Raw genomic sequence first — 26,760 nt, forward strand, 5'->3', positions numbered from 1 at the left:
TGCGCCCCCTGCGGTCTTGGACGGGAGTCGAGACCCCCAACCAAACAGAGCGCGAAATTTTAACCAAAACCTCGCGCCCTGTAAACGCTCAATTAGGCAGCGCTGGCATCCAGGGTGGACTGATCAACAGACACACCGGCACCCATGGTGGTAGAGATGCTTACCTTCTTGATGAACTGACCCTTAGCAGCAGAAGGCTTGGCCTTCTTCAGGGCAGCCAGCAGAGCTTCCAGGTTTTGCTTCAGTTGCTCTTCGGAGAAGGAGACCTTACCGATGGTGCTGTGGATGATACCGTTCTTGTCGTTACGGTAACGGATCTGACCGGCCTTGGCGTTGTTAACGGCTTCGGCAACGTTCGGAGTTACAGTACCAACCTTCGGGTTCGGCATCAGGCCACGGGGACCCAGGATTTGGCCCAGTTGGCCAACAACGCGCATAGCATCCGGAGAGGCGATGACGACGTCGAAGTTCAGCTCGCCCTTCTTGACCTGGTCAGCCAGGTCATCCATGCCCACCAGGTCAGCACCGGCAGCCTTGGCGGCTTCGGCGTTGGCACCCTGGGTGAACACGGCAACGCGAACGGTACGACCGGTGCCGTGCGGCAGCACGGTGGCGCCACGGACGTTTTGGTCGGACTTACGAGCATCGATGCCCAGGTTTACGGCAACGTCTACGCTCTCAACAAACTTGGCAGTGGCCAGTTCCTTGAGCAGGGCAACGGCTTCAGAGATACCGTATTCCTTGGTACCGTCAACCTTCTCACGAATCACGCGCATGCGCTTGGTCAATTTAGCCATCGTCTTAGTCCTCCACTACCAGGCCCATGGAACGGGCAGAACCCGCGATAGAGCGGGCCATCGCTTCCAGATCGGAGCCGGTCATGTCCGGTTCCTTGGTCTTGGCGATTTCCAGCAGTTGAGCGTGGCTTACCTTACCAACCTTGTCCTTGTTCGGCTTGGAAGAGCCGGAGGTGATACCGGCAGCCTTCTTCAGCAGGAAGGAAGCGGGCGGCGTCTTGGTTTCGAAGGTGAAGGAACGGTCGCTGTATACGGTGATCACCACCGGAGTCGGGGCACCCTTCTCCAGCTTTTCGGTACGGGCGTTGAACGCCTTACAGAATTCCATGATGTTCACACCGTGTTGACCCAGCGCAGGACCAACAGGAGGAGACGGGTTGGCACTACCGGCCTTAACTTGCAGCTTGATATAAGCTGTGACTTTCTTAGCCATTTTTCATTTACCTCAAAATGGGTGATAACGCCTCGGAGAAGGTAACTTCCCCTCAAAGGCTCCCCAGTGGAAAAAGGGGCAGCGAATTATAGTGAAGTCCGCTACCCCAGACAAGCCGGTTGGCTAGATAATGTTCAGGACTTTTCCACCTGACCAAAATCCAGCTCGACGGGCGTGGCCCGACCGAAGATCAGCACGGACACCTTGAGGCGACTCTTCTCGTAGTCCACCTCTTCCACCACACCCTGGAAGTCGGCAAAGGGACCATCGCTGACCCGCACCACTTCCCCGGCTTCGAACAGGGTCTTGTGCTTGGGCTTGTCGACAGACTCCTGCAGACGGTTCAGGATGGCATCGGCCTCCTTGTCGGAGATGGGGGCCGGACGGTCGGAGGTGCCGCCGATGAAGCCCATCACCCGGGGCACATTGCGCACCAAGTGCCAGGTGGCATCGTTCATCAGCATCTGTACCAGCACATAGCCGGGAAAGAACTTGCGTTCACTCTTGCGCTTCTGACCGGCACGCATTTCGACCACCTCTTCGGTGGGTACCAAGACCTCACCGAATTGATCTTCCATGCCGTGCATCTTGATGTGCTCTTTCAGAGACTTGGCAACGCGACCTTCATAACCGGAGAAGGCTTGAACCACATACCAACGCATACGTTGTTCTGACATGACTTAACCCTGCACTCCAGTGATTAACCCGACCAGCCAAATCAGCAGGCCATCCAGCAGGAACAGGAACAGTCCCACTACCGCGGTCACGGCGAAGATGATCAAGGTTGTCTGAATGGCTTCCTGGCGAGTCGGCCACACTACCTTGCGCACTTCCATCCGGGATTCGCGGGCAAATGCCAGCACGCCCTTGCCGGTGGCGGTTTGGAAGGCAATGACACCGGCGATCACCAGGGCCACAATCACACCAGCGAAACGCACGTATGCCGGCTGTTCACTGAACAGGTAATTGCCCAATACCGCGGCCGCCAGGAGGATGAAAGTCAGGCACCACAACAGGATGTCTTTCGCCTTGCTGCCGCCCTGGCTCTCAATGTTCACACTCATACAACCTACCTGTAAGTTAATAGACGCAAAAGCCCCGCATACGCGAGGTGCAACTGGCAGGGGCGGAGGGACTCGAACCCCCAACCATCGGTTTTGGAGACCGCTGTTCTACCAATTAGAACTACGCCCCTACACAAAATAAAGCCCCTATTATAGGGGCTTTAGTGACTTTATGTAAGTCTGATTACTCGATAACCTTGGCAACCACGCCGGCGCCGACGGTACGGCCACCTTCACGGATTGCGAAACGCAGACCTTCGTCCATCGCGATCGGGCAGATCAGGGTCACGACCATCTTGATGTTATCGCCAGGCATAACCATTTCCACGCCTTCCGGCAGCTCGATGGTGCCGGTTACGTCGGTGGTACGGAAGTAGAACTGCGGACGGTAGCCCTTGAAGAACGGGGTGTGACGACCACCTTCTTCCTTGGACAGCACGTACACTTCGGATTCGAACTTGGTGTGCGGGGTGATGGTGCCGGGCTTGGCCAGTACCTGACCACGCTCAACTTCTTCACGCTTGATACCACGCAGCAGTACACCTACGTTCTCACCGGCACGGCCTTCGTCCAGCAGCTTGCGGAACATTTCCACGCCGGTACAGGTGGTCTTGGCGGTGTCCTTGATACCTACGATGGCAACTTCTTCGCCAACCTTCACGATACCGCGTTCTACACGACCGGTCACTACGGTACCACGACCAGCGATGGAGAATACGTCTTCGATCGGCATCAGGAACGGCATGTCGATGGCACGTTCCGGCTCGGGGATGTAGCTGTCCAGGGCTTCGGCCAGTTCAACTACCTTCTTTTCCCACTCGGCATCGCCTTCCAGCGCCTTCAGCGCGGAACCGCGGATCACCGGCGTGTCGTCGCCCGGGAAGTCGTATTCGCTCAGCAGTTCGCGAACTTCCATTTCCACCAGGTCCAGCAGCTCTTCGTCATCTACCATGTCGCACTTGTTCAGGAACACGATGATGTACGGTACGCCTACCTGGCGACCCAGCAGGATGTGCTCACGGGTCTGCGGCATCGGGCCGTCGGTGGCAGCTACTACCAGGATAGCGCCGTCCATCTGTGCAGCACCGGTGATCATGTTCTTAACGTAGTCGGCGTGGCCCGGGCAGTCTACGTGGGCGTAGTGACGGGTCGGGGTGTCGTATTCTACGTGAGAGGTGTTGATGGTGATACCACGGGCCTTTTCTTCCGGCGCCTTGTCGATCTGGTCGAAGGCGAAGGCCTTACCACCGTAGGTCTTAGCCAGTACAGCGGTGATGGCAGCGGTCAGGGTGGTCTTACCGTGGTCAACGTGGCCGATGGTGCCTACGTTGAGGTGGGGTTTTGTACGTTCAAACTTTTCTTTAGACATGATCGTCCCTCTAACTAACACTGTTTAGTGGTGGCTAGCTAACCACGGCACAAGTTGACAAAGCGTATACAAAATACACGCAGCTTGGGGGTTTGGCGAGAGTGGTGCTGATAGGCAGAGTCGAACTGCCGACCTCACCCTTACCAAGGGTGCGCTCTACCGACTGAGCTATATCAGCATTTTTGGAGCGGGCAGCGGGAATCGAACCCGCATCATCAGCTTGGAAGGCTGAGGTAATAGCCATTATACGATGCCCGCTTTGCTCATCACCAAAAGCCACAAACGGTGAAAATGGTGGAGGGGGAAGGATTCGAACCTTCGAAGGCGGAGCCGTCAGATTTACAGTCTGATCCCTTTGGCCACTCGGGAACCCCTCCAGAACTCTGCGACACCCAGGCCCCACCAAACGGCGGGCAGGCCAAAGCATGCCGACAGACGAGCGGGGGGCATTTTATTGCATGGTCCTAGCCCCCGCAACAGGTGACCTGTCGTTTTTTTGGCTAAGACTGTCATTTTGTTAGCTAATCCCACGGCGCCGAGGCGGCTTATCCTTGTGAGCCTGGGGGGCTTGGTGTAATGTCCCGGTGCTTGTAACAGGATGTGGCCCGCCGATGAACGATGTCGATAACCTCCTCTCCCCCTACCTGGTTTTCAACCGGGACCAATGGTCGGGGCTGCGCAATTCCGTTCCCCTGACCTTGGCCCAGGAGGATCTGGTGCACCTGCGTGGCATCCACGACGAGTTGTCACTGGAAGAGGTCAAGGATATCTACCTGCCGCTGTCGCGGCTGCTCAACCTCTATGTCCGCGCCCGGCAGCGCCGCAGCAAGGTCATCGAGCAGTTTCTGGGCACCGAGCCGGCCCATGTTCCCTACGTGATCAGCATCGCCGGCAGTGTGGCGGTGGGCAAGAGCACCACGGCCCGTATCCTGCAGGCCTTGCTGGATCGCTGGCCGGAACACCCGACGGTGGAGCTGGTCACCACGGATGGCTTCCTGCATCCCAACCATGTGTTGGAATCCCGTGGCCTGATGAAGAAAAAGGGCTTTCCCGAGTCCTATGACATGCACAAGCTGGTGAAGTTTGTCGCCGACATCAAGGCCGGCAAGTCCCAGGTGGGTGCCCCCGTCTATTCGCACCATATTTACGACATAGTGCCTGGGGCTCAGAAGGTGGTGCAGCGACCGGACATCCTGTTGCTGGAAGGGCTAAACGTGCTGCAAAGCGGCATGGACTATCCCCACGATCCCCATAGAGTCTTCGTCTCGGACTTCGTGGACTTCTCCATCTATGTGGATGCCAAGGAGAGCCTGCTCAATCAATGGTATGTGGAGCGCTTCCAGTGCTTCCGCCGCGGTGCCTTTGCCGACCCCAGCAGCTACTTCCATCACTACAGCCAGCTGTCCGACGCCGAAGCCGACACCATTGCCAATCAGATCTGGCAGGAGATCAACTACCCCAACCTCAGGGCCAACATAGTGCCGACCCGGGAGCGGGCCAACCTGATCCTGACCAAGGGACCCTGTCACGCCATCGAGCAAGTCTGGTTGCGCAAGTAGTTCTTAGCGGGGGCGCAGGGAGATCTCGCCCCCCACCAGGGTCTGCAGTTCCCCCAGCTCATTTTCCAGCAACAGGGCACCCTGTTCATCTATGCCCCGGGCAATGCCGCTCCAGCTGCGCTCACCGCTGATGAGCCGCACCGGCTGGTTCCGGTACAGATCCAGCTCATTCCAGCGCGCCACAAAGGGCGCCATCCCCTCGTGCTCGAACCGCGCCAGGCTCTGCCGTAGTTGCTGTACCACGGCACAGGTGAGGCGATGCCGATCCAGTCGTCCCTCGCCCACCAGGGTCTGCAACTCGGCCCAGGGCTGATCGATCTTCTGGGCCTCCCCCAGGGGCAGTTGCAGGTTCATGCCCACCCCCACCACCATCTGGCAGGCGCCGCCGACGGTGGCCGCCATTTCCACCAGGATACCCGCCAGCTTGCGGCCATCCAGATAGAGATCGTTGGGCCACTTGACCTTGATGCCGGCCAGCCCTTGTGATTCAAGGGCATCAACCAGGGCGATCCCCACCACCAGGCTCAAGCCCATGGCGCTGGCCATCCCCTGCTCCAGGCGCCAGAACAGGCTCAGGATGAGCTGGCTGCCAAAAGGCGAGTGCCACTGTCGACCGCGGCGCCCGCGCCCGGCGGTCTGGCACTCGGCCAGCACACATTCACCCTTCTGCCAGCTATCCAGCTGGCCCATCATGAAGTTGTTGGTGGAATCGATGACCGCCAGCACCTGTACCGGCGCCGCCATGAGATCCTGCTGCAGGCGCTGGGCATCCAGCAGCTGTAACGGCAAGGCGAGCCTATGCCCCTTGCCGCTGACGCTGTGCAGCTCCACCCCCAGCTCCCGCAGCCCTTTGAGCTGCTGGCTCACCGCGGCCCGGCTGATCCCCAGGGCCTCGCCGATCTGCGGGCCGGCATGGAAGTGGCCATCCGCCAGCAGCTGCAGCAGCTGCCGTTGCCGTTCACTCAGTCGCCGCATGCCAGCGCCTCCTTCCACTCCCCTGCCTCGCCCATGATGCGTACCTCATGGTCCAGCCAGAGACCGAAGCGCGCCTGCACCGTCTGCCGGACATGCCGCGCCAGGCTCAGCAGTTCCTGGGCACTCGCCCCCCCCAGATTCACCAGCACCAGCGCCTGCTCCCGGTGCACCGCCGCCTGCCCCTGACGGTAACCCTTGAGGCCCGCCTGCTCGATCAGCCAGCCGGCCGCCAACTTGGCCATCCCCGGGTCGGCCGGATAGAGCGGCATGGCGGGATAGTCGGCCTTCAGCGCGTCGGCCTGCGCCCGTGGCACGGTGGGATTCTTGAAGAAGCTGCCGGCATTGCCCAACCGCGCCGGATCCGGCAGCTTGGCCTGGCGCAACTGGCAGACCCGGGCATAGATGTCCTGGGCACTGGGCTGAGACAGCTCCGCCAGGGGACCGTACTTACACTGGGGCTGCCACTCCTTGCGAAGCCGCAAACCGATGCCGGTGATGATATGAGTGTGTTGCCACTCGCCCTTGAAGCGGCTCTCCCGGTAGCCGAAGTGGCATGCCTCGGCCGGCAGGCGCACCAGGCGTCCCTCGGTCAGATCGAAGGCATCCACGTGTTCGCACACCTGGGCCAGCTCCACCCCATAGGCCCCGATGTTCTGCACCGGCGCCGCCCCGGCACACCCCGGGATCAGGGCCAGATTCTCCAGCCCCGGCATGCCCTGCTGCAGACTCCAGGCCACCAGTGCCGGCCAATCCTCACCGGCCGCCACCTGCAGGTGCCAGGCCTCGGCCGTCTCGGTGACCTCAATCCCCTTGAGCCGGTTGATGAGTGCCAAGCCGGCAAAATCACAGCTCAGCAGCAGATTGCTACCGCCACCTATCACCAGGCGGGGCAGCTCACGCCACTGGGGCTGACTCAGCAACTGTTGCAGGCTGGCCAGATCGGTGATTTCACAGCCCCAGCGGGCGCGGGCCGCCAGGCCAAAACTGTTGTAAGGCTGCAGATCAAAATCGGCGATGGGTTGGGCAGACACGGGATGACTCCAGGAGGACCATGGCCGCCGAGTGTACCTTATCCCACCCTCAAGCCATAGCCTGGCGCCGGGCGGGGCGGCTGGACCGCCGCTTGGCCGGCGCCCCCTTGCCGGTGCCGCGTCCCCGCCGCGGCGACTTGCCGGCCGGGGCCCGGTGCAAGGCGCCCAGGCGCCGGCTGGCCTCGGCACTCAGCTGCTGCCCCTGGACCACCAGCTCAGCCAACTGGCTGAGGAGCGGCGCCATGAAGTCGCCATAGGCCAGGCTCTTTTCTTCGATCCGCGCCAACCCCAGTTCCCACTGGGCCGTCATGTCCGGTTGCACCAGCGCGGACGGCAGGGCGTCCACCAGGGCAAATCCCGTTTCGCTGGCGTGGATCTGCTTGCCCTGGCGTTGCAGGTAACCCCGGGTGAACAGCAACTCTATGATGCCGGCCCGGGTCGCCTCCGTGCCCAGGCCGTCGGTCTCCTTGAGGATGGCCTTCAAGGCCGAGTCCGCCACATGCCGGGCGATGCCGGTCATGGCGGCCAGCAGACTGGCATCCGTGTAGGCCTTGGGCGGCTGGGTTTGCTTGTCATGGCGCTGCGCCGCCGGACAGTGCAGGCTTTGCCCCGGCTGCAAGGGCGGCAGGGCACCGGCCTCCTCCTCGTCGGGCTCAGCCGTCTGACGTTCATACAGGCTGCGCCAGCCCAATTCCCGCACCACCCGCCCCTTGGCGACGAACAGACCGCCGGCCAGACGAATGTCCGCCCGGGTCTGCTGGTAACTGTGGTCAGGATAAAACTGCGCCAGGTACTGGCGGGCGATGAGGCGGTAGAGCGCCAGCTCATCACGGCTGAGCTTGGCCGGATCCAGGCTCCGCTCGGTGGGGATGATGGCGTGGTGCGCCTGTACCTTGGCATCGTTCCAGGCGGCGCCACGCCGGGTCAGATCAGCGCCCTGGATCCTCTCCTGCCAGTCCGGCAACAGCTGGGCCATGGCAGCGCTCACCTGAGCAGCCCGGCCATGATGTTCCTTTGGCAGGTAGCGGCAATCGGATCTGGGATAGGTGATGAGCTTGTGCTGCTCGTACAGGCGCTGGCACAGATCCAGCACCTGCTTGGCGGTCAGGTTCAGCTGGCGGGCCGCCTCGATCTGCAGGTTGGAGAGGTTATAGGGCAGCGGCGGCGCGCGGCGGCACTCCTTCTGCTCCAGCTGTTCCACCCGGCCGGTTTGCCCCTGCACCGACGCCACCACCTTGTCGGCCAGGGCGCGGTTGAGCACCCGCCCCTCCTCATCCTGCCAGGGCTGGCAGGCCGCCGACGGCTGCCACCAGGCGGTGAACGTCTCGCCGGCGGCCGTCTGCAGCTGGGCGCTGACCGCAAAATAGTCATGGGGCACAAACTGGGCGATGGCCCGATCCCGCGCCACCACCAGCCCCAGCACCGGCGTCTGCACCCGACCCACCGACAGCAAGGCCTCGCCGCCCGCCTGTCGGGCCAGCAGGGTATAGGTGCGGGTGAGGTTGATGCCAAACAGCCAGTCCGCCCGAGAACGGGCCAGGGCGGCGGTGCTCAAGGGCACGAATTCCTGGTTGGCCCTGAGACCGGCCAGGGCCCGGCGCACCGCGGGCAGGTTGAGATCGCTGATCAGGCAACGCTGCATGGCTTGCCGCTTGGCCGCCGGCACCTGGAGGTAGTCGATCACCTCATCCACCAGCAGCTGGCCTTCCCGATCCGGATCACCGGCGTGCACCAGCTGATCGGCCTGCTTGATCCAGTGGCGGATCACCTTGAGCTGGCCGGCACTGCCCCGTCGCGGCTCCCGTTGCCAGCGTTGCGGCACTATGGGCAGATCGGCGAGGGCCCAGCGCCGGTAACGGGCGTCGTAGCTCTCCGGCGCCGCCTGCTCCAGCAGGTGTCCCACACACCAGGTCACCACATCCTGCTCGCCGCACTGGATATACCCCTCGCCCTTGCGCTGGGGTGCAGGCAGGGCCGCTGCGATGGCGCGTCCCAGGCTGGGTTTTTCGGCGATAAACAGGCGCATGGCAGGCTCGCGTTAACTGTATTTAAATACAGTATCCAAGATTGCCGCCGGTTTGCCAAGGGCACCTAGCGGGCCGGCGACAGCAGCTCTGACGGGGTGACCGGCAGGCTGACGCGCAGGCAGGTAAAGACCCCGGGTTCGGAGCTGACCTCGATGCGCCCCCTATGCTGGGCGATGATCTGCTGGCAGACGTGCAGACCGATGCCGAGACCAAAGTTCCCCTCGCGCTTGGTGGTGAAGTTCAGCTCGAAGATCCTGGCCTGCAGCTCGGGAGCAATGCCGTGACCATTGTCCTCCACCTCGATCCGGATCCAAGGCTCCCCCGCCTCTTCATAGACCTGGCTGCGCAGCTGGATGCGCCCCGCCCGCCCCAACGCCGCCACCGCATCCAGGGCATTGGCGATGAGGTTGGTCCACACCTGCTGCAGGGCGATGGGATAACAGAGCACCTTGGGCCTGGCCTCGTCATAGCTGCGCTCCAGGGTCAGCTGCTTGAGGCGGTTTTCGAAAATGATCAGGGTGTCTTCCAGCCCCTCCAGCAGATCCACCCGCTGAGGCACCGCATTGTCCTGGCGGGCATACTGCTTGAGGCCCTTGACCAGATCGGCGATACGCCGGGCGCAGACATCGATGTTGTGCAGGAAATTGCCCATCTGGTAGTAGTCGTCCAGCCGGGCCAGCTGCGCCTGACGCGTGGCGGAGGAGAGCGGCGCAAACAGGCGCTGCCACAGCCCGGGATCATCCAGCTGCATCTGCACCAGCTGCCTGGCCTGGTTGCGTTCGCCTGTGTAGCGCTCGGCCTGGGCGGCCCGCTCCCGCACCAGGGCGGTGGACAGGGGCGTCACCTGCATGGCCTGCTGCAATATGCCGGCGGCCAGTGACCGCCAGGGTTCCACCAGGGGGTCCATCAGGAGATCCGGCAGTTGGGCCTGCAGGGTGTCGGCGCCGCGCAAGATGGCCGCCACCGGGTTGTTCAGCTCGTGGGCCACCCCGGCCACCAGCTGGCCCAGCACCGCCAGCTTCTCCCGCTCCACCAGCTGTGCCTGGGCCTGCTCCAGGGAGGCCAGGGTCTTCTGCAGCGCCATCTTGGTCTGGATGCTGTTCTGCAGCCGGCGATTGAAGTGGCGTAACAACAGGTGGGTAAACAGCGGCAGCAGGTCGGATTTGGCCTGCATCACCTTGGCAAACAAGGCCTTGTCCAGCTTGATGACCTCGGCGGCGGTCAGGGTCACCCCGGTGGTGAAGGCCGGTTCACCGGTGACAAACGACATGCCCCCCACCAGCGCCCCCTGCCGATAGCGCACCACCTCCCACTCCTGGCCATCCGCATCGCGCTTCTTCAGCACCACCTCCCCCTGGGCGATAAACCAGAGGAAGTCGTTACGCTCCCCCTCTCGGGTCAGCAGATGATTGGGACTGTAGCGGCGGCAGGCGCGGGTCTCGTCGTTGCCCTCGAAGAATTGATAGAGCGCCCGGATCACGGCAGCGGAGAGCGCCTCGTCCGTGTAGTGGGTGTAGTCCATGAAGCCCTGGCGGTAGGCCGCCATCTGCCGCTCCAGCTGGGCCCGCAACAGACGCTGGCCATCCAGCAAGGGGGCAAACCCCAGGGGCTCATCCACCTGGCGCACCACGTACTCGGTGAGCCGTTGCTGCGCCACCTCCAGCAAGGCCCCGGCGGGCCAGGGATGGAGCAGCACATGATCCAGCGGGCCGCGGTTGACCGCCTCGATCAGCTTGTCCGAGGCCTGCTGGCGGCCCCACAGCACCCGCTGACAACCGGATTGGGCCGCCATGGCACTGCCCAGCAGCGCTATGCCCTCGCCATCGGCCAACTGCTGCTCACACAGCAAGAGTGCCACCGGCGCCGTCTCGCTCGCCTGGCCCAGACAGGCATGGGCCGCCGCCAGGGAGGCGACCGGCTGCCAGCGAAAGCGGGCCAACAGCGGGGCCAGCTCCTCGGCAAACTGCGCCTGCAGCCGGGGATCCCCGCAGACGGACAAGATGACTGGTTCAGACATGGGCGGCACCGGTTGGGGATGTGTGCCCAGTATAGAAGCCCGTCAGCCCGGCGATGTGGCGGCGACTAGCAATACTCGCCCTCAGCCAGGAAGTCATCCATCAGATCCAACAGATCCGGCCAGAGGGACTCGGGGATGGGGGCCTCGGGATCCTCGTCCCCCTCGCCCTGCTCGCCCCAGAAGTAGCGGCGCACCGCATTGGCGAACTCGTCATCCAGCTCGGCCAGCTCCGCCAGGCTGCCCAGCCAGACGATACGCCTCAGGCCGGAGGAGAGATCGTTGAGGTGATCCACCATGGTCGGCAGGCTCAGGGACTGCTCAATGATGAGGGCGAAGCGCTCACGGGCCGCTTCGGTTTGCTCCTCATCCAGCTCGCCCGTGTCGGCCAGCAGATCCACATACTCCTCCTGCAGGTACTGGCACAGCTGCGCCTGATCCTCAAACCAGTGCAGCTGACTGCCGCGATTGCCCAGCAGGGAGGCATTAAAGGATTCGTCGACATGGCACAGGGCCCAGGGATTGTTCATCTTCACCTCACGCAAAACAAAACCGCCCGGAAGCATACCGGGCGGCTAATACACTGCATAGCGCATGTTGAAGGAACTGCTAGGCCACGCTCACGGCCTTGAGCAGGACACTGACCACAAACAGCAGGACAAAGACAAATAGCGGCGGAAGCAGCAGGGTTCTCAGCATAGGCACACCTCCTTGGCAAGCCTCTGTGACTATGGCTCAAGGCCATCCTCCCTGCCAATCTTGCATAGATTTTGTGCAGCCGGCCATAAAAAAACCGCTCGCCGAGGCGAGCGGTTTAGCACGAGAACAGTGCTTGGTTTAGGGCAGCTGACAGACGTCGATGCTGCCTTTCACGCCGGCACCGGACATCTCGGCAGAGGTATCCAGGGCCAGGCGGAACAGCCAGGTGCCGTCACCCAGGGTCATGGTGTTGTTACCCGGGTCGGACCCCTCACCACCGAAGCGACCGTAGGCTTCATACACCACGTCCGGCTCCATCGGGCTCACCAGGCTACCGCCAGAGGTGGCGAAGAACTGGGGATCCCAATTGTCGGTGTCGGCAGCAATCTTGAAGCCACCGGACAGATCCACACCGGACACGGCCGCCTCATAGATGCCGTTGCCCTTGTAGGTCAACTGGTAGGACGCATCCCAGGCCCAGGAGGAATGAGCACCGCGAATGGCCAGTGCGGTATCCCCCAGGGTCGGCGTCTCGCTAGAGTCAGCCAACAGCTCACAGGCGGCCGCTTCTTCCTGGATGGCCAGGGTCAGGGTCGGGCTGGCCTTGCTCACCACCTTGAAGGTGAAGGTGTAGGTACCGGCCTTCTCCAGCGGCAACGGCACGTTGTCGTTACTACCTTGGCACAGGGTCAGGGTAGAACCGGCTTCCAGGGTGTCGGTGCTGGTGCACAGGCCATAGTTGGCGGTAGACCAGTCATCGGAGGCCACCTTCATGGAGGTGCCATCGGCGGACAACATGTCGTCGGTGACGTCCACACTCCAGGTGTAGCTGTAGTCGGCACCGGTGAAGGTGAACTGGTTGGTTTCCAGTGCGCCCCACTCGCCGCCAAAACCACGGGCATACACAGGCACGTCAAAGGGAGCGACTGTGCTCAGGTCCTGCTTGTGGGAGACCGGCAGACCGGTACCCTGGGCATCGCCCTGGGGCTTGACGAACACGGCAACGGACCAGGCCGGTACGGTGAACTCGCCATCGGCGAAGCTGGCGCCATAGCCGATGGAGGCGGACCCCAGGTCGCTTTGCACACTGCTCAGCTCATAGTCGGCCAGGCTGATGGTGTTGTCTGAACCATCCTTGAAGTCACCTATGGTGTGGCTGTCACCAGAGGCATTCACCAGCACCACGATACCGTCAACGTTCGGATCCAGATCGGTCTGGCCGGTACCATCATCGATGGTCATGGCAATCAGGCCGTTGACCTGCTCCGGACCCACGTTGCGGAAGTCCACCCGCTTCATGACTTCGGCACCGGTCCCCAGGGTGAACAGCGGAGAGGATTGACGCAGGCTGGCCAGTTCCTTGTAGAAGCTGTCCATGTCGGCGATTTCGGTGGCGCTCGGCGCACCGACCACGTCCTTCACCGCCTCGATCAGATCGTAGTTATCGCCATCCTTGTCCTTGCGCGGCAGGCCAACGTCGTAGTTGTTGGACTGCATGCTGTAGTCCACCTTGTTGTACCAGTCACCAGAGTCGTAAGAGTCACGCTCGAAGGACTTGGAACGCAGCAGCTCGGTACCTTGCTGGTCGAACACCACACCTTGACCCAGCATCACGGTCGCCAGGGAGAGACCCTGCATCCGGACACGGGTCGCCATGTCGGCTTCGGCGGGTGCCTTGTAGGCGATGATGTCGAAGATGGTCTGGTTGTCGTGCTTGGACACATAGTTCTGAACTTCGATGGGATCCTGGGCATAGCCGGCATGGGCCCCGTTGTAATCGAAGTCATAACCCACCTTCGGCGTGCCTTCGTAATCCATCAGGACGAAGTCCTTCAGGTTACCGGCCATCCCCAGACGGGTCAGGTCGGCCAGATGGCGGGCACTGCTTTGCGTCACCGCATCATCGTCGTTCGGCAGAACGAAGGCGCCGTTACCGAAACCTTGGCTAGAGCGGATGCCATCGCCGGAGTCGAACGGACTGCCACCACGCACGGCGTCACGCAGACGGTCGGAGAAAGTACCTATGCCGGTGCCGGCCATGTTCAGCTGGGTAGCCTGCTCGAAGCGGGTGTTATCCACCACTTCACCAAAGTTCCAGCCTTCCCCGTAGAAGTACATCTCCGGGTTGACGGCCTTGACCTTGGCCAGGGCTTCCACCATCTGCGCCTTGGGATGGTGACCCATCAGGTCGAAGCGGAAGGAGTCGATCTTGTACTCCTTGGCCCAGGTGACCAGGGAGTCATCCATCAGCTTGGCGAACATGGCGTGTTCGGGCGCCGTGTTGGAACAGCAGGTGGAGGTCTCCACATCACCTGTGGTTTCGTCCAGACGTTGGTAGTACCAGGGCACTATCTTGTCCAGCACCGACTTGTCGGCAGACGGACCGGCGGCATTGGTGTGGTTGTACACCACGTCCATCACCACGTTCATGCCGATGTCTTCCTTGATGGCCTTGACCATCTCGCGGAACTCGAGGATACGGGCGGTCCCTTCGGCGTTGGTGGCGTAAGAGCCTTCCGGCGTGGTGTAGTGGAAGGGATCATAACCCCAGTTGAAGGAGTCGGTGTCGGCGATCATGCGGTTGAGGGCCTGGACATCCTCGGAGTCAGGATCCAGAGAGGCCAGCACCTCGGCGACCGTCAGATCACCGCTGCAGTTACCGTTGAACTGGCTGCTGTCGGCCACGCTCTGGTTGACCTCACACAGCTTGCTGAAGGGATCGTCCAGATTGGCCACCTGGTCCGGATCCTCATTGACGGTGGCGATGTCGAAGGCCGGCAGCAGTTGCAAGTGGGTCACACCGGCGGCAGACAGCGCCTTGAGGTGTTGTACCGCCAGGGAGTTGTCATCGGTCAGGGCGATAAACTTGCCCCGTTCGCTGGCCGGGATCCCGGTGTCGATGGCCGTCAGATCCCGCACATGGGACTCATGCACCACCATCTTGGCGATGTCAGCCTCGCTGGCCTGGGAATGGGGAGCCTCCAGGCTATCCCAACCTTCCGGCTTGAGATCGGCAGACTCCAGATCCACCACCTGGCTGTACTCGGAGTTCATGGACAGGCTCAGGGAGTAGGGGTCGGTCACCTCATAGCTGTGCCAGGCACGGTCGGTGGGGTGGTAGACGGTGATGGCGTAGCGGTAGTACTTGCCCACCAGGCTGGTGTCACCGCTGTAGGACCAGGCGCCGGAGGCATTGTCCAGGGTCATGGCTTCGGTAGAGGCCACGCTCTTGTCATCGTTGTAGATCACCAGGCTCACGGAGGTGGCGGTGGGGGCCCACAGGCGGAAGGTCACGCCATCGTCGGACACCACGGCGCCATAGCTCAGCTCCTTGGCGGTACCGGCATACAGGTCATCCAGGGCTCCGGCGGTCTGCACATAGGTGCCGGCCAGCAGGGTGCCTTCGCCGTTCAGCGCCACGGCCGCGACCTGGTTCTTCAGGGCAGCCTTGAGGGTATCGGCATCCTGACCGCTGGGCAGACTGAAGGCGGTGAAGCCAGCCAGGTGCGGGAAGGCCGCCTTCTGCTCGTCGGTCAGCTCGGTGGCGGCCAGCTTGATGAACTTGGCCGTCACCTTGCCGCTGGACTCAGGGGAGATGGTGCCGTTGTTGGCGGAGTAGTACAGGCGAACAAACTTGGCATCGGCCAGGGAGCTGTCGCTCCACACCAGGGTATTGGCATCGATCAGGTGCGCGCTGGCGTCGGAGAACATGTCGAAGGAGGTATTGGCCTTCCAGTCGGCATAGGCATCCTGCTTGCTGTCGTAGATGTCCAGCGCCCCGGTCCGCACGGAGGCGGTGCGGTCGGCAAAGCTGGCCAGCTGCAGGGCGTGACCGTTGTCAGCGTCGTTGTTGTCACCCAGGATCTTGTTCTGACCGCCGTCCCGCAGGATCAGGTTGACACAGGCACTGGCATCGTCCAGAGCGCCGTCTTTGAGCTTGAGATCCCAGTAAGGACCGTATTCGTCGTAGCCGGTGGGGGTGTTTTGCGCCAGGCTCCAATCGGCGGAAGCACCGTCTTCGGTGTCACCATCGGTGCTCAGCAGCTGGCCATCATCGGCGTCCGTGGCCAGCGCCTGACAGTCGCCCTGGTTGTAGAGCCACAGGCTGTAGTTGGCCCAGGGAGTCCCGGCGGCATCACGACCACTCTTGGCGGCGGCCGTGCTGGAGGTCGTATCCGGATCCACCAGATAGAGGCGTACGGCATTGGTCTCAGAAGGCGCCGCATCCGCCTCGGCAGAGACGGTGTCAGCAGGCAAGGAGGGAGCCGCGTAGGTGAAGTCGCTGTCAGCGGTAAAGCTGCTGGTGTCGTTGGAGTCGGAGCCGCAGCCCGTCATGGCCAGCGCCACGACACTGGGCATCACCAGCAGGGCAAGTTTTTTGAATCGTAAGTCCATACTGTTTCCCTTGTTAGCCATTTTGCGAACGAAGTCGCTTGTAATATGAAAGTCAAAAACAACACATCACATTCATGGTCGTTTCTGTTGAAACGCGTCATACGGGTGTTTCGCGGCGTAATATACGGTTACGAGATGGACGTAAATTGTGATCGGGTAAAGAAAAACTGACCCGCGTTAGCTTGCGATAAGATTGCTTAACATATCTTTGCGAGCCAGATCTCGGTGGCGATAGAGAAAACGGTTTCATTGATTGTGCTAAAATAACGTTTTAAAATTACAAATTGCTTTATTTATTGACCGAGCCAACAGAAAACTGTTGCCGATTTCTACCCCGCTTTGGCAAAAAAAAACCGCTCGCGTGAGGCGAGCGGTTTGACCTGGGAAGGTCGTAGATAGTGTCAGTTTTTAATCCAGCTGGCAGACGTCGAAGGTCCCCTTCACACCCGCACCGGACATGTCTTCCGAGGTATCCAGCGCCAGGCGGAACAGCCAGGTGCCGTCATCCAGGGTCATGGTGTTGTTGCCCGGATCGGACCCCTCACCCCCAAAGCGACCGTAGGCCTCATACACCACATCCGGCTGCATGTCGGTCACCAGCTCGCCACCTGAGGTTGCGAAGAACTGCGGATCCCAATCATCAGTGTTGGAGGCGATCTTGAAGCCACCGGACAGATCCACGCCGGAGATGGCCGCTTCATAGATGCCATTGCCCTTGTAGGTCAGCTGGTAGCTGGAATCCCACGCCCAGGAGGAGTGTGAACCACGCAAGGCCAGGGCAGTATCACCCAGGGTCGGCGTTTCACTGGAATCATCCAACAGGGTACAGGCCTCGGCTTCTTCGGCAATCGCCAGGGTCAGGGTCGGGCTGCTGGAGCTCGCCACCTTGAAGGTGAAGGTATAGGTACCCGCCTTCTCCAACGGCACAGGGATGTTGTTGCCACCGGAGCACAGGGTCAGGGTAGTCCCGCCCTCCAGGGTGTCGCCATCGCTGCAGATACCGAAGTTGACGGTAGACCAGCTGGAATCGGCCACCTTCAACTCGGCACCGTCATCGGAGAGCATGTCATCCGTCACCTCAACCGACAGGGTGTAGCTGTAGTCCGCCCCAGTGAAGGTGAACTGATTGGCGTCGGAAGCGCTCCAGTTACCGAAGATGTCCTGGTTACCCATGGCGTAAACGTCTACGTCGTAGGGTTCAACCGTGCTCATGTCCTGCTTCTTGGAGACTGGCAGACCTGTGCCCTGGGCATCACCCTGCGCCTTGACGAACACGGCGACAGACCAGGCCGGCACGGTGAATTCACCGTCGGAGAAGCTGGCACCATAACCGATGGACGCGGAGCCCAGTGCGGTCTGGATGCTGCTCTGCTCATAGCCGGACAGAGTGATGGCATTGCCGTCGCCGTCCTTGAAGTCACCTATGGTCTGGCTGCTGCCGGAGGCATTCACCAACACCACTATGCCGTCGTAGTTCTCGTCCAGATCGGTCTGGCCGGTACCGTCATCTATGGTCATGGCGATCAGGCCGTCGATCTGGTCGCTACCCACGTTACGGAAGTCCACCCGGTTCATGACTTCTGAGCCGGTCCCCAGGGTAAACAGCGGGGAGGATTGACGCAGGCTGGCCAGTTCCTTGTAGAAGCTGTCCATCTCGGCAATCTCGGTGGCACCCGGTGCGCCCACCACGTCCTTGATCGAGGCGATCAGGGAGTAGTTATCACCATCCTTGTCGTAGCGCGGCAGGCCAACGTCGTAGTTGTTGGTCTGCATGGTGTAGTCGACCTTGTTGTACCAGTCGCCTGAGTTGTAGGAGTCCCGCTCGAACGACTTGGAACGCAGCAGTTCGGAACCTTGTTGGTCAAACGCAATCCCCTGCCCCAGCAGCACGGTGGCCAGGGAGAGGCCCTGCATCCGCACCCGGGTGGCCATATCGGCATCGGTGGACGCCTTGTAGGCGATGATGTCGAAGATGGTCTGGTTGTCGTGCTTGGACACGTAGTTCTGCACTTCGATGGGATCCTGGGCGTAACCGGCGGCCACCCCGTTGTAATCGAAGTCGGAACCCACCTTGGGGGTACCCTCGTAATCCACCAGCACATAGTCCTGCAGGTTACCGGCCATCCCCAGACGGGTCAGATCCGCCAGGTGACGGGCGTCATCCTGGGTCATGGCATCCTCTTCGTTGGGCAGGACATAGGCCCCGTTGCCGAAGCCCTGGTTCTGACGGATGGAGCTGCCGGAATCGAAGGGGCCACCGCCCCGCACGGCATCACGCAGCCGGTCGGAGAAGGTACCTATGCCGGTGCCGGCCAGGTTCAGCTGGGAAGCCATGGTGAAACGGTCATCCTGGCTGGAATCCCAACCCTCACCGAAGAAGTACATCTCGGAGTCGACGGCCTTGGCCTTGGCCAGGGCATCCACCATCACCGTCTTGGGAATGTACCCCATGAGGTCGAAGCGGAAGGCGTCGATCTTGTACTCCTGGGTCCAGGTGAGCAGGGAGTCTTCCATCAACTTGGCGAACATGGCGTGTTCCGGCGCGGAGTCGGAGCAGCAGGTGGCACTTTCCACATCACCCGTGGTTTCGTCCAGGCGCTGGTAGTACCAGGGGACAATCTTATCCAGCACTGAGGTGTCGTCACTGGCACCGGCGGCATTGGTGTGGTTGTAGACCACGTCCATCACCACGTTCATGCCGATGTCTTCCTTGATGGCCTTGACCATCTTGCGGAACTCGAGGATACGGGTGGTACCGTCCGCATCGGTGGCATAGGAGCCTTCCGGGGTGGTGTAGTGGAAGGGATCATAACCCCAGTTGTAGGAGTCGGTATCGGCGATCATCAGGTTCAGGGTCTGAACTTCCTTGGTGTCCTTATCCAGGGACCCCAGCACCTCGGCGACCGTGCTGTCGCTGGTGCAATAGCCGGAGAAGTCACTGGCGGCCACTTCGCTGTTGACTTCACACAGGTGGCTGAAGCTGTCGTTCAGGTTGGCCACCTGATCCGGATCTTCATCCACCGAGGCGATGTCAAACACCGGCAACAGTTCCAGGTGGGTTACACCGGCGGCAGACAGTTCCTTGAGGTGCTTGACCGCCAGGGAATTGTCGTCGGTCAGCGCCAGATACTTACCACGCTCGTCGGCATCGATGCCGGTGTCGAAGGCGGTGAGATCCCGCACATGGGCCTCATGCACCACCATCTTGGCCAGATCGGCCTCGTCGGTCTGGGCATGGGGCGCCTCCAGGCTATCCCAACCATCGGGCTTGAGGGCGTCTGAGTCCAGATCCACCACCTGGCTGTACTCGGAGTTCATGGACAGGCTCAGGGAGTAGGGATCGGTCACCTCGTAGCTGTGCCAGGCCTGATCGGCCGGGTGATAGACGGTGATGGCATAGCGGTAATACTTGCCCACCAAGGTGGTGTCACCGCTGTAGGACCAGGAACCGGAGTCGCTATCCAGGGTCATCGCATTGGTGGAGACGACGCTCTTATCCTCGTCGTAGATCACCAGGCTGACGGAGGTGGCGGTGGGGGCCCACAGGCGGAAGGTCACGCCATCATCGGACACCTGGGCACCATAGCTCAGCTCGGTGGCCGCATCGGCATACAGATCATCCAGGGCGCCGGCGGTCTGCACATAGGTACCGGCCAGCAGGGTCCCTTCGCTATCCAGCGCCACGGCGGCCACCTGATTCTTCAGCACGTCCTTGACGGTATCGGCCGTCACCCCGCTGGGCAGGCTGAAGGCCTGGTAACCGGACAGATGGGGGAAGGCCGCCTTCTGCTCGTCGGTCAGCTCGGTGGCGGTCAGCTTGATGAAGGAGTCGGTCACCTGACCATCGTCATCCGCCGAGATGGTGCCGCCATTGGCGGAGTAGTACAGACGGACAAACGCGGCATCCGACAGGTTATCGTCATCCCACACCAGGGTAGACGCATCGATCAGGTGCGCCGCCGCATCGGTGAACATGTCGGCGGAGTAGTTGGCCTTCCAGGCGTCGTAGGCATCCTGCTTGGCGTCATACAGGGTACCGTCGCCCTCCCGCACCGAGACGGTCCGGTCAGAATAATCCGCCAGGGTGATGATGGTGTTGTCGTCGCCCAGCAGCTTGCTGGTGCCATCCCGCATGATTACGCTGACACAGGAACCGTCGGTGGTCAGGGCATCATCCGCCAGCTTGATATCCCAGTAGGGACCATAATCGTCATAGCCGGTGGGGGTGTTGAGGGTGCTGCTCCAGTCGGCATCATCTTCACCGCCGGTGCCATCCACCTGTTGCCCATCATCATCTGCCACGGCCAGGCCGGAACAGGTGCTGTCGTTCCACATGTACAGGTTGTAGGTGGAGTAGGTGGTGCTGGTGGCCGCGGTGGCGGTCGTGGAGGAGGAGGTGCTCAGGTCCGGATCCACCAGGTAAAGACGCAGGGTATTGGCGTCATCCGGCGTGGCATCGCTGGTATCTGGCACAGTGTCATCGGGCAGATTAGCCGCCGAGTAAGTGAACACGCTGTCTTCCGTGAAGGTCGTCCCTGTGGTTGTCGTCGTGCTGTCAGAGTCGAAGACACAGCCACTCATGGACAGTGCCACGACACTGGGCATCACCAGCAGCGCAAGCCGTTTGAATCGTAAGTCCATACTATTTCCTTTGTTTAGTCATATTCCAGAACAACGCCGGTTTGTTATCTGAAAGTCGGAAACAACATTTTCCGCCTCTCGTTTTATGCCGCGAAAACTGCGAATGCAGGTCTTGCGGCGCGGAATATAAAGAGTGGGGAGACAGTAAATTTGTGATCCATCGGGAAAATTGAGCCCACTTAGCACTGCTTAACATTGGTTGACATTTTTTTGTGAGGTTAAGCATATGCAAAGATTTGAAAGCGATTTCAAATCTTGTCGCCGCAATCCGTAATTCCATTTCAGAAATAACGACCCGATAGCGTTTTCACGACAGAGGCAAAACCAGAGGCAGCAGCAGAAAAATCCATATTTTCTGCCTGGCCGGTTGGCGTTTAGAGGGAGATCTGGCGCTGAATGGGACTACTTAACGAGATCAGGGTCTCGGTGGACTGGATTTCATCGATGGACTGGATACGGTTGATCAGCAGCTGGTGCAGCTCTTCGATGGAGCGAGTGCGCACCTTGATGAAGATGTTGTAGTGCCCCGTGGTGTAATGGGCCTCCGTCACCTCCGGCAGACCATTTAGCTGCGCAATGGCCCGGCCATAATCCTTGGCACTCTTGAGGTTGATGCCGATAAAGCAGCAGACATCGAAACCCAGGGCCTGGGGGTCCAGGGTGATCTGGGCGCCCGTGATGATCCCCGCCTGCTTGAGCTTCTCCACCCGCACATGGATGGTGGCCGGGCTGACACCATTGAGCTTGGCCAACTCGGCATAGGGCGTTCGGGCATTGTCCACCAGGGCGGCGAGGATCTGGCGGTCCAGATCATCGATCTGATAATGAGCGGCCATTTTTCAGCCTCATAAATAAATAAACGACAAAATAATCCGGATAAGATTAAACAAAAAAAAGCAAAGGCGGGGAATTTATTATCATCTATTGAACAAAATGCCAAAAATGCTGATGATCGCCTCGTTTTCAGCCGCGGAGCCTTCCGCGCTTCCGACGATCAGGAGCTCGTCGGGACTTGGCACTGAATCCCGGGCCATTCGCTCCACCCACGTTGAGTGACCCATCATTCCTCTTTTACCAGCCGTCTTGTGACGGCTGTTCTTTTTTCTACCTTATTTCCGCCTTACTCGGCCATCAGCTGCTCGGCCTTGCGCTGCCACTGCGCCGCCTTGTCCGCATCGCGCTCAAAGCCCAACGCCTTGGCCATCTCCACTGGCAGGGGTAGCAGGCCCCGCTCATACAGGCTGGCGATGAACCGGGCCAGGCTCGGCGACGCCTGCTGGGCGTAATTCAGGATGGCCACCTGCCGCACCTGGGCCTCCGGCGCCGCCATGGTCCGCAGGAACGCCTGGCGGGCCGCCTCGTCCTGCCCCATCAGCACGGGCACCCCTTGCTCGTTGAGGGCCTGGAACCAGACCAGGCAGGCCTGCAGGTTCTGCTGCTGGCACAGGGTATCCAGCAGCGCGAAGGACTCCTTGAGCAGGGGATCGGCCATCAGCGTCGGCCACTGGGCCAGCTGCGCCGCGTTGAGTTGGCCGTCCGGCGACAGCTGCATCATGGGCTTGTGGGCCTGGGCGCTGAGCAGCCCGGCATAGAGCAGGGTCGCCACCGGATCCGCCGGCACCCTGGGCTTGAGCAGGCCGGAGAGATGCTGAAACTGAGCGTCGCCGCTATCTTGCAGCACGGGCTCGGTCACCAGGCTCAGGTAGGCCAGCGGCGACTGGTGCAAGGAGAGATCCATGAACTGGCTGGCCAGGGCGTGGTATTCCTGCTCGGCGGTGGGCGGCGCCACCTCGGTGGCCGGCAAGGCGGTGACGGTCAGGCAACCCAGCAAGAGGGCAAGGGCACGCAGGGACATGGGACTTCTCCAGTGAGGCGGGGCAGGCATTATGGCCGGGCCCCAGGGCAAAACCAGCCCTCTCGGCCAGGCTTTGCGGGCCAGCTAACAAAAAGGGCGCCGGCGGCGCCCTATGCAGTTATTCCGGCTGATAGCCCAGATTGGGCGCCAGCCAGCGCTCCGCCTCGTCGAGGCGCATGCCCTTGCGCTCGGCATAATCCTTGACCTGATCGGCCTGGATGCCCGCCACGGCGAAGTACTTGGCGTCCGGGTGGCTGAAGTACCAGCCGGACACCGCCGCCGCCGGCCACATGGCATAGGACTCAGTCAGCTTCATGCCGATGGCCTCCTCTACCCCCAGCAGCTGCCACAGCGCCCCCTTCTCGGTGTGCTCCGGGCAGGCCGGGTAGCCCGGCGCCGGACGGATGCCGCGGTAGTTCTCGCGGATCAGCTCGTCGTTGGTCAGCGCCTCGTCCGGCGCATAGCCCCAATACTCCTTGCGCACCCGCTCATGCAGGTACTCGGCAAACGCCTCGGCCAACCGATCACACACCGCCTGCAGCAGGATGGCGTTGTAATCATCCCCCGCCGCCTTGTAGGCCTCGGCGATCTCGGCCTCGCCAAAGCCGCCGCTCACCGCGAAGGCGCCGATCCAGTCGGCCACGCCGCTCTCCTTGGGTGCCACGAAGTCAGACAGACAGTAGTTGGGGAACACCTTGCCATCGCGGGCCTGGCTGACCTTGTCGGTCTGTTGGCGCAGACCGCGCAGCACCTGTTTGACCTGGCTGCGCGACTCGTCGGTGTAGACCTCGATGTCATCGCCGACCCGGTTGGCCGGGAAGAGGCCCAGCATGCCGGTCACCTCCACCTCGCCGCTGCCCTCCAGGCGATCCAGCATGGCGTTGGCATCGGCATACAGGCGCTTGGCCTCCTCGCCCACCACCTCATCCTCCAGGATGCGCGGGAACTTGCCCGCCAGCTCCCAGCTGAGGAAGAAGGGGGTCCAGTCGATGTAGTTGCGCAGGGTGGCAATGGCCACCTTGCGCAGCACATGGATGCCGGGTTGCGCCGGCTTGGGCGGCTGGTAGGCCGCCCAGTCGCAGGACCAGGCGTTGGCGCGGGCTTCGGCCAGTGACACCGCCTTGGTTCGGGGCTGCTTGCGGGCATGCTGCTCCCGCACCGTCTCGTACTCGCGGCTTAGCCGCTCGGCAAAAGCCGGCTTGAGCTCGGTCGACAGCAGGCTCTGGGCCACCCCTACAGCGCGACTGGCGTTGGAGACATAGACCACAGGCTCTTGGTAATTCTGCTCTATCTTCACCGCGGTATGGGCCTTGGAGGTGGTGGCACCGCCGATGAGCAGCGGTATGGTAAAGCCCTGCCGCTGCATCTCCTTGGCCACATGCACCATCTCGTCCAGCGACGGCGTGATGAGGCCAGAGAGGCCAATCATGTCGGCGTTTTGCTCGCGGGCGGTCTGCAAGATCTTCTCGCAGGGCACCATGACGCCCAGATCGATGATCTCGAAGTTGTTGCACTGCAGCACCACGCCGACGATGTTCTTGCCGATGTCGTGCACGTCGCCCTTCACCGTGGCCATGACGATCTTGCCGTTGCTCTTGCCGCCGGATTTTTCCTGCTCGATATAGGGCTGCAGGTAGGCCACGGCCCGCTTCATCACCCGCGCCGACTTCACCACCTGGGGCAGGAACATCTTGCCGGCGCCAAACAGATCGCCCACCACGTTCATGCCGGCCATCAGCGGCCCTTCGATCACCTCGATGGGCCGCGCTGCCTGAGCCCGCGCCTCCTCGGTATCCTCGTCGATGAAGTCGGTGATGCCCTTGACCAGGGCGTGTTCGAGCCGCTTGGCTACCGGCCAGCTGCGCCACTCCTGCTCCTTGGGATCCACCACCTGCTGGGCACCGCCGCCACGGTACTGCTCGGCGATGGCCAGCAGCTCTTCTGTGGCACCGGGGTGGGTGTTGCGCACCACCGCCTCCACCTTGGCCTTGAGTTCGGCCGGGATGTCCTCGTAGATGGCCAATTGACCGGCGTTGACGATCCCCATGTCCATGCCGTTCTGGATGGCGTAGTAGAGGAAGACCGAGTGTATCGCCTCGCGCACCGGCTCGTTGCCGCGGAACGAGAAGGAGACGTTGGAGACACCGCCGGAGATCATGGCGTGGGGCAGGTGATCCTTGATGTCCTTCACCGCCTCGATGAAGTCCATGGCGTAGTTGTTGTGTTCGTCGATGCCGGTGGCCACCGCGAAGATGTTGGGGTCGAAGATGATGTCTTCCGGCGGGAAGCCCACCTGGTCCACCAGGATGCGGTAGGCCCGCTGGCAGATCTCGAACTTGCGCGCCCGGGTGTCAGCCTGGCCCTGCTCGTCAAACGCCATGACGATGACGGCGGCGCCGTAGCGGCGCACCAGCTTGGCCTGGGCGATAAACTTCTCCACCCCCTCCTTCATGGAGATGGAGTTGACGATGGGTTTGCCCTGAATGCACTTGAGCCCAGATTCCATCACCTCCCACTTGGAGGAGTCCACCATGATGGGCACCTTGCAGATATCCGGCTCGGAGGCGATGAGGTTCAGGAAGCGCACCATGCAGGCCTCGGCATCCAGCATGCCTTCGTCCATGTTGATGTCGATGATCTGGGCGCCGTTCTCTACCTGCTGACGGGCGATATCCAGGGCCTCGTCGTAGTTCTCTTCCTTGATGAGCCGCTTGAACTTGGCCGAGCCGGTGACGTTGGTGCGCTCCCCCACGTTGATGAACATGGAGTCGGCGCTGATGGTCAAGGGCTCCAAGCCGGCCAGACGGCAGGCCACCGGCAGATCCGGCAGCGCCCGGGGCGCACAGCCGGCCACCGCCTGGGCCATGGCGGCGATGTGGGCCGGGGTGGTGCCACAGCAGCCCCCCACCAGGTTGAGAAAGCCCGCCTCGGCCCACTCGCGGATATGCACCGCCATCTCGTCGGCTTCCAGATCATAGCCGCCGAAGGCGTTGGGCAGGCCGGCGTTGGGGTGCACCGAGACATAGGTCTCGCTGATGCGGGCGAGCTCCTCCACGTACTGGCGCAGCTCCTTGGGACCAAGGGCGCAGTTGAGGCCAAAGGAGAGGGGCTGGGCATGGCGCAGGGAGTTGTAGAAGGCCTCGGTGGTCTGGCCCGAGAGAGTACGGCCTGAGGCATCGGTGATGGTGCCGGAGATCATCACCGGCAGACGCAGCCCCAGCTCATCAAACACGCTCTCCACCGCAAACACCGCCGCCTTGGCGTTCAGGGTATCGAAGATGGTCTCGATCATGATGATGTCGGCACCGCCATCGATCAGCGCCTGAGTGGACTCCATGTAGGCGGCCACCAGCTCGTCATAGGTGACGTTGCGCGCCCCCGGGTCATTCACATCCGGCGAGATGGAGCAGGTGCGGTTGGTGGGACCCAGGATACCGGCGACAAAGCGCGGCTTGGCCGGGTCCTTGGCGGTCCACTCATCCGCCACCTGACGGGCCAACCGCGCCGCTTCACGGTTGATCTCGGCACTGAGATCCTCCATGTGATAATCGGCCATGGCGATGCGGGTGGCGTTGAAGCTGTTGGTCTCGAGGATGTCGGCGCCAGCGGCCAGGTAGGCCTCATGGATCTCCCGGATCACCTGGGGCTTGGAGAGCACCAGCAGGTCGTTGTTGCCTTTCAGGTCGCTGGGCCAGTGGGCGAAGCGCTCACCGCGGTAGTCGGCCTCCTGCAACCCGTAGCTCTGGATCATGGTGCCCATGCCACCGTCGATCAGCAGGATGCGCTGTTGCAGACAGTGAGTAAGCAGGGTCTGGCTAGACGTTGCCGGTTGGATCGTAGGCACTTGGATAATCCTCTTTTACTGCTGGATGCCCGGGGCCGTCCTGGCCCCAGAATGCGT

16 protein-coding genes and 4 tRNA genes are annotated in these 26,760 nt (G+C 61.6%); 1 reads left to right on the top strand and 19 read right to left on the bottom strand.

The annotated features are described in order from the left end of the window. Nucleotides 1-92 precede the first annotated feature (92 nt). The 9 genes from rplA to ABHF91_RS15790 form a co-directional block, all read right to left on the bottom strand. Nucleotides 93-797, bottom strand: coding sequence for a 50S ribosomal protein L1 (gene rplA / locus ABHF91_RS15750; protein WP_409421189.1), 705 nt, complete (start codon nt 795-797; stop codon nt 93-95). A gap of 4 nt (nt 798-801) precedes the next feature. Continuing rightward, entirely contained in the window at nt 802-1,230 is a 429-nt protein-coding gene (gene rplK / locus ABHF91_RS15755) for a 50S ribosomal protein L11 (RefSeq protein ID WP_409421190.1), read from the bottom strand. Between the two features lie 134 nt (nt 1,231-1,364). Continuing rightward, complete coding sequence (gene nusG, locus ABHF91_RS15760) at nt 1,365-1,892, bottom strand: transcription termination/antitermination protein NusG (RefSeq protein WP_409423139.1); 528 nt, start codon at nt 1,890-1,892, stop codon at nt 1,365-1,367. Between the two features lie 18 nt (nt 1,893-1,910). Further along, nucleotides 1,911-2,294: a preprotein translocase subunit SecE gene (secE, locus tag ABHF91_RS15765; protein WP_409421191.1), complete on the bottom strand. Its 384-nt coding sequence runs from the start codon at nt 2,292-2,294 to the stop codon at nt 1,911-1,913. Between the two features lie 54 nt (nt 2,295-2,348). Further along, a tRNA-Trp gene (locus ABHF91_RS15770) sits at nt 2,349-2,425 on the bottom strand. A 53-nt stretch (nt 2,426-2,478) separates the two neighbouring features. Next, a complete protein-coding gene (tuf, locus tag ABHF91_RS15775) occupies nt 2,479-3,663 on the bottom strand; it encodes an elongation factor Tu (RefSeq protein ID WP_409421178.1) in 1,185 nt (394 codons plus the stop codon). Nucleotides 3,664-3,765: 102 nt separating this feature from the next. Further along, a tRNA-Thr gene (locus ABHF91_RS15780) sits at nt 3,766-3,841 on the bottom strand. A gap of 5 nt (nt 3,842-3,846) precedes the next feature. After that, nucleotides 3,847-3,921: transfer RNA gene (locus ABHF91_RS15785), tRNA-Gly, on the bottom strand. A gap of 34 nt (nt 3,922-3,955) precedes the next feature. Further along, nucleotides 3,956-4,040, bottom strand: a tRNA-Tyr gene (locus ABHF91_RS15790). A 234-nt stretch (nt 4,041-4,274) separates the two neighbouring features. Here ABHF91_RS15790 and coaA point away from each other — a divergent pair. Continuing rightward, entirely contained in the window at nt 4,275-5,222 is a 948-nt protein-coding gene (coaA, locus tag ABHF91_RS15795; RefSeq protein ID WP_409421192.1) for a type I pantothenate kinase, read from the top strand. 3 nt (nt 5,223-5,225) lie between these two features. On the opposite strand, the gene birA is transcribed toward coaA, so the two are convergent. The 10 genes from birA to metH all read right to left on the bottom strand — a co-directional run bounded on the left by birA (nt 5,226) and on the right by metH (nt 26,694). Continuing rightward, complete coding sequence (birA, locus tag ABHF91_RS15800; protein ID WP_409421193.1) at nt 5,226-6,197, bottom strand: bifunctional biotin--[acetyl-CoA-carboxylase] ligase/biotin operon repressor BirA; 972 nt, start codon at nt 6,195-6,197, stop codon at nt 5,226-5,228. Then, on the bottom strand, nt 6,185-7,228 hold the full coding sequence (gene murB, locus ABHF91_RS15805) for a UDP-N-acetylmuramate dehydrogenase (protein WP_409421194.1): 1,044 nt from the start codon (nt 7,226-7,228) through the stop codon (nt 6,185-6,187). The genes birA and murB overlap by 13 nt, the downstream gene beginning before the upstream one ends. A gap of 49 nt (nt 7,229-7,277) precedes the next feature. Then, nucleotides 7,278-9,254, bottom strand: a complete 1,977-nt coding sequence (locus ABHF91_RS15810) for a DNA topoisomerase III (RefSeq protein WP_409421195.1) — start codon at nt 9,252-9,254, stop codon at nt 7,278-7,280. A gap of 65 nt (nt 9,255-9,319) precedes the next feature. Next, nucleotides 9,320-11,272: an ATP-binding protein gene (locus ABHF91_RS15815; protein ID WP_409421196.1), complete on the bottom strand. Its 1,953-nt coding sequence runs from the start codon at nt 11,270-11,272 to the stop codon at nt 9,320-9,322. A 65-nt stretch (nt 11,273-11,337) separates the two neighbouring features. Further along, nucleotides 11,338-11,799: a hypothetical protein gene (locus ABHF91_RS15820; protein WP_409421197.1), complete on the bottom strand. Its 462-nt coding sequence runs from the start codon at nt 11,797-11,799 to the stop codon at nt 11,338-11,340. A gap of 307 nt (nt 11,800-12,106) precedes the next feature. Further along, a complete protein-coding gene (pulA, locus tag ABHF91_RS15825) occupies nt 12,107-16,363 on the bottom strand; it encodes a pullulanase-type alpha-1,6-glucosidase (protein ID WP_409421198.1) in 4,257 nt (1,418 codons plus the stop codon). Between the two features lie 408 nt (nt 16,364-16,771). After that, nucleotides 16,772-21,004: a pullulanase-type alpha-1,6-glucosidase gene (gene pulA, locus ABHF91_RS15830; protein WP_409421199.1), complete on the bottom strand. Its 4,233-nt coding sequence runs from the start codon at nt 21,002-21,004 to the stop codon at nt 16,772-16,774. A gap of 374 nt (nt 21,005-21,378) precedes the next feature. Beyond that, on the bottom strand, nt 21,379-21,840 hold the full coding sequence (gene asnC / locus ABHF91_RS15835; protein WP_409421200.1) for a transcriptional regulator AsnC: 462 nt from the start codon (nt 21,838-21,840) through the stop codon (nt 21,379-21,381). A gap of 284 nt (nt 21,841-22,124) precedes the next feature. Further along, nucleotides 22,125-22,859, bottom strand: coding sequence for a hypothetical protein (locus ABHF91_RS15840; RefSeq protein ID WP_409421201.1), 735 nt, complete (start codon nt 22,857-22,859; stop codon nt 22,125-22,127). Nucleotides 22,860-22,977: 118 nt separating this feature from the next. Next, the gene (gene metH, locus ABHF91_RS15845; RefSeq protein ID WP_409423140.1) at nt 22,978-26,694 is read right to left on the bottom strand and encodes a methionine synthase; all 3,717 of its coding nucleotides are present in this window, start codon (nt 26,692-26,694) and stop codon (nt 22,978-22,980) included. Nucleotides 26,695-26,760 lie beyond the last annotated feature (66 nt).

The organism is Pseudaeromonas aegiceratis (genome assembly GCF_046254905.1).
GTDB classification, from domain to species: domain Bacteria; phylum Pseudomonadota; class Gammaproteobacteria; order Enterobacterales; family Aeromonadaceae; genus Pseudaeromonas; species Pseudaeromonas aegiceratis.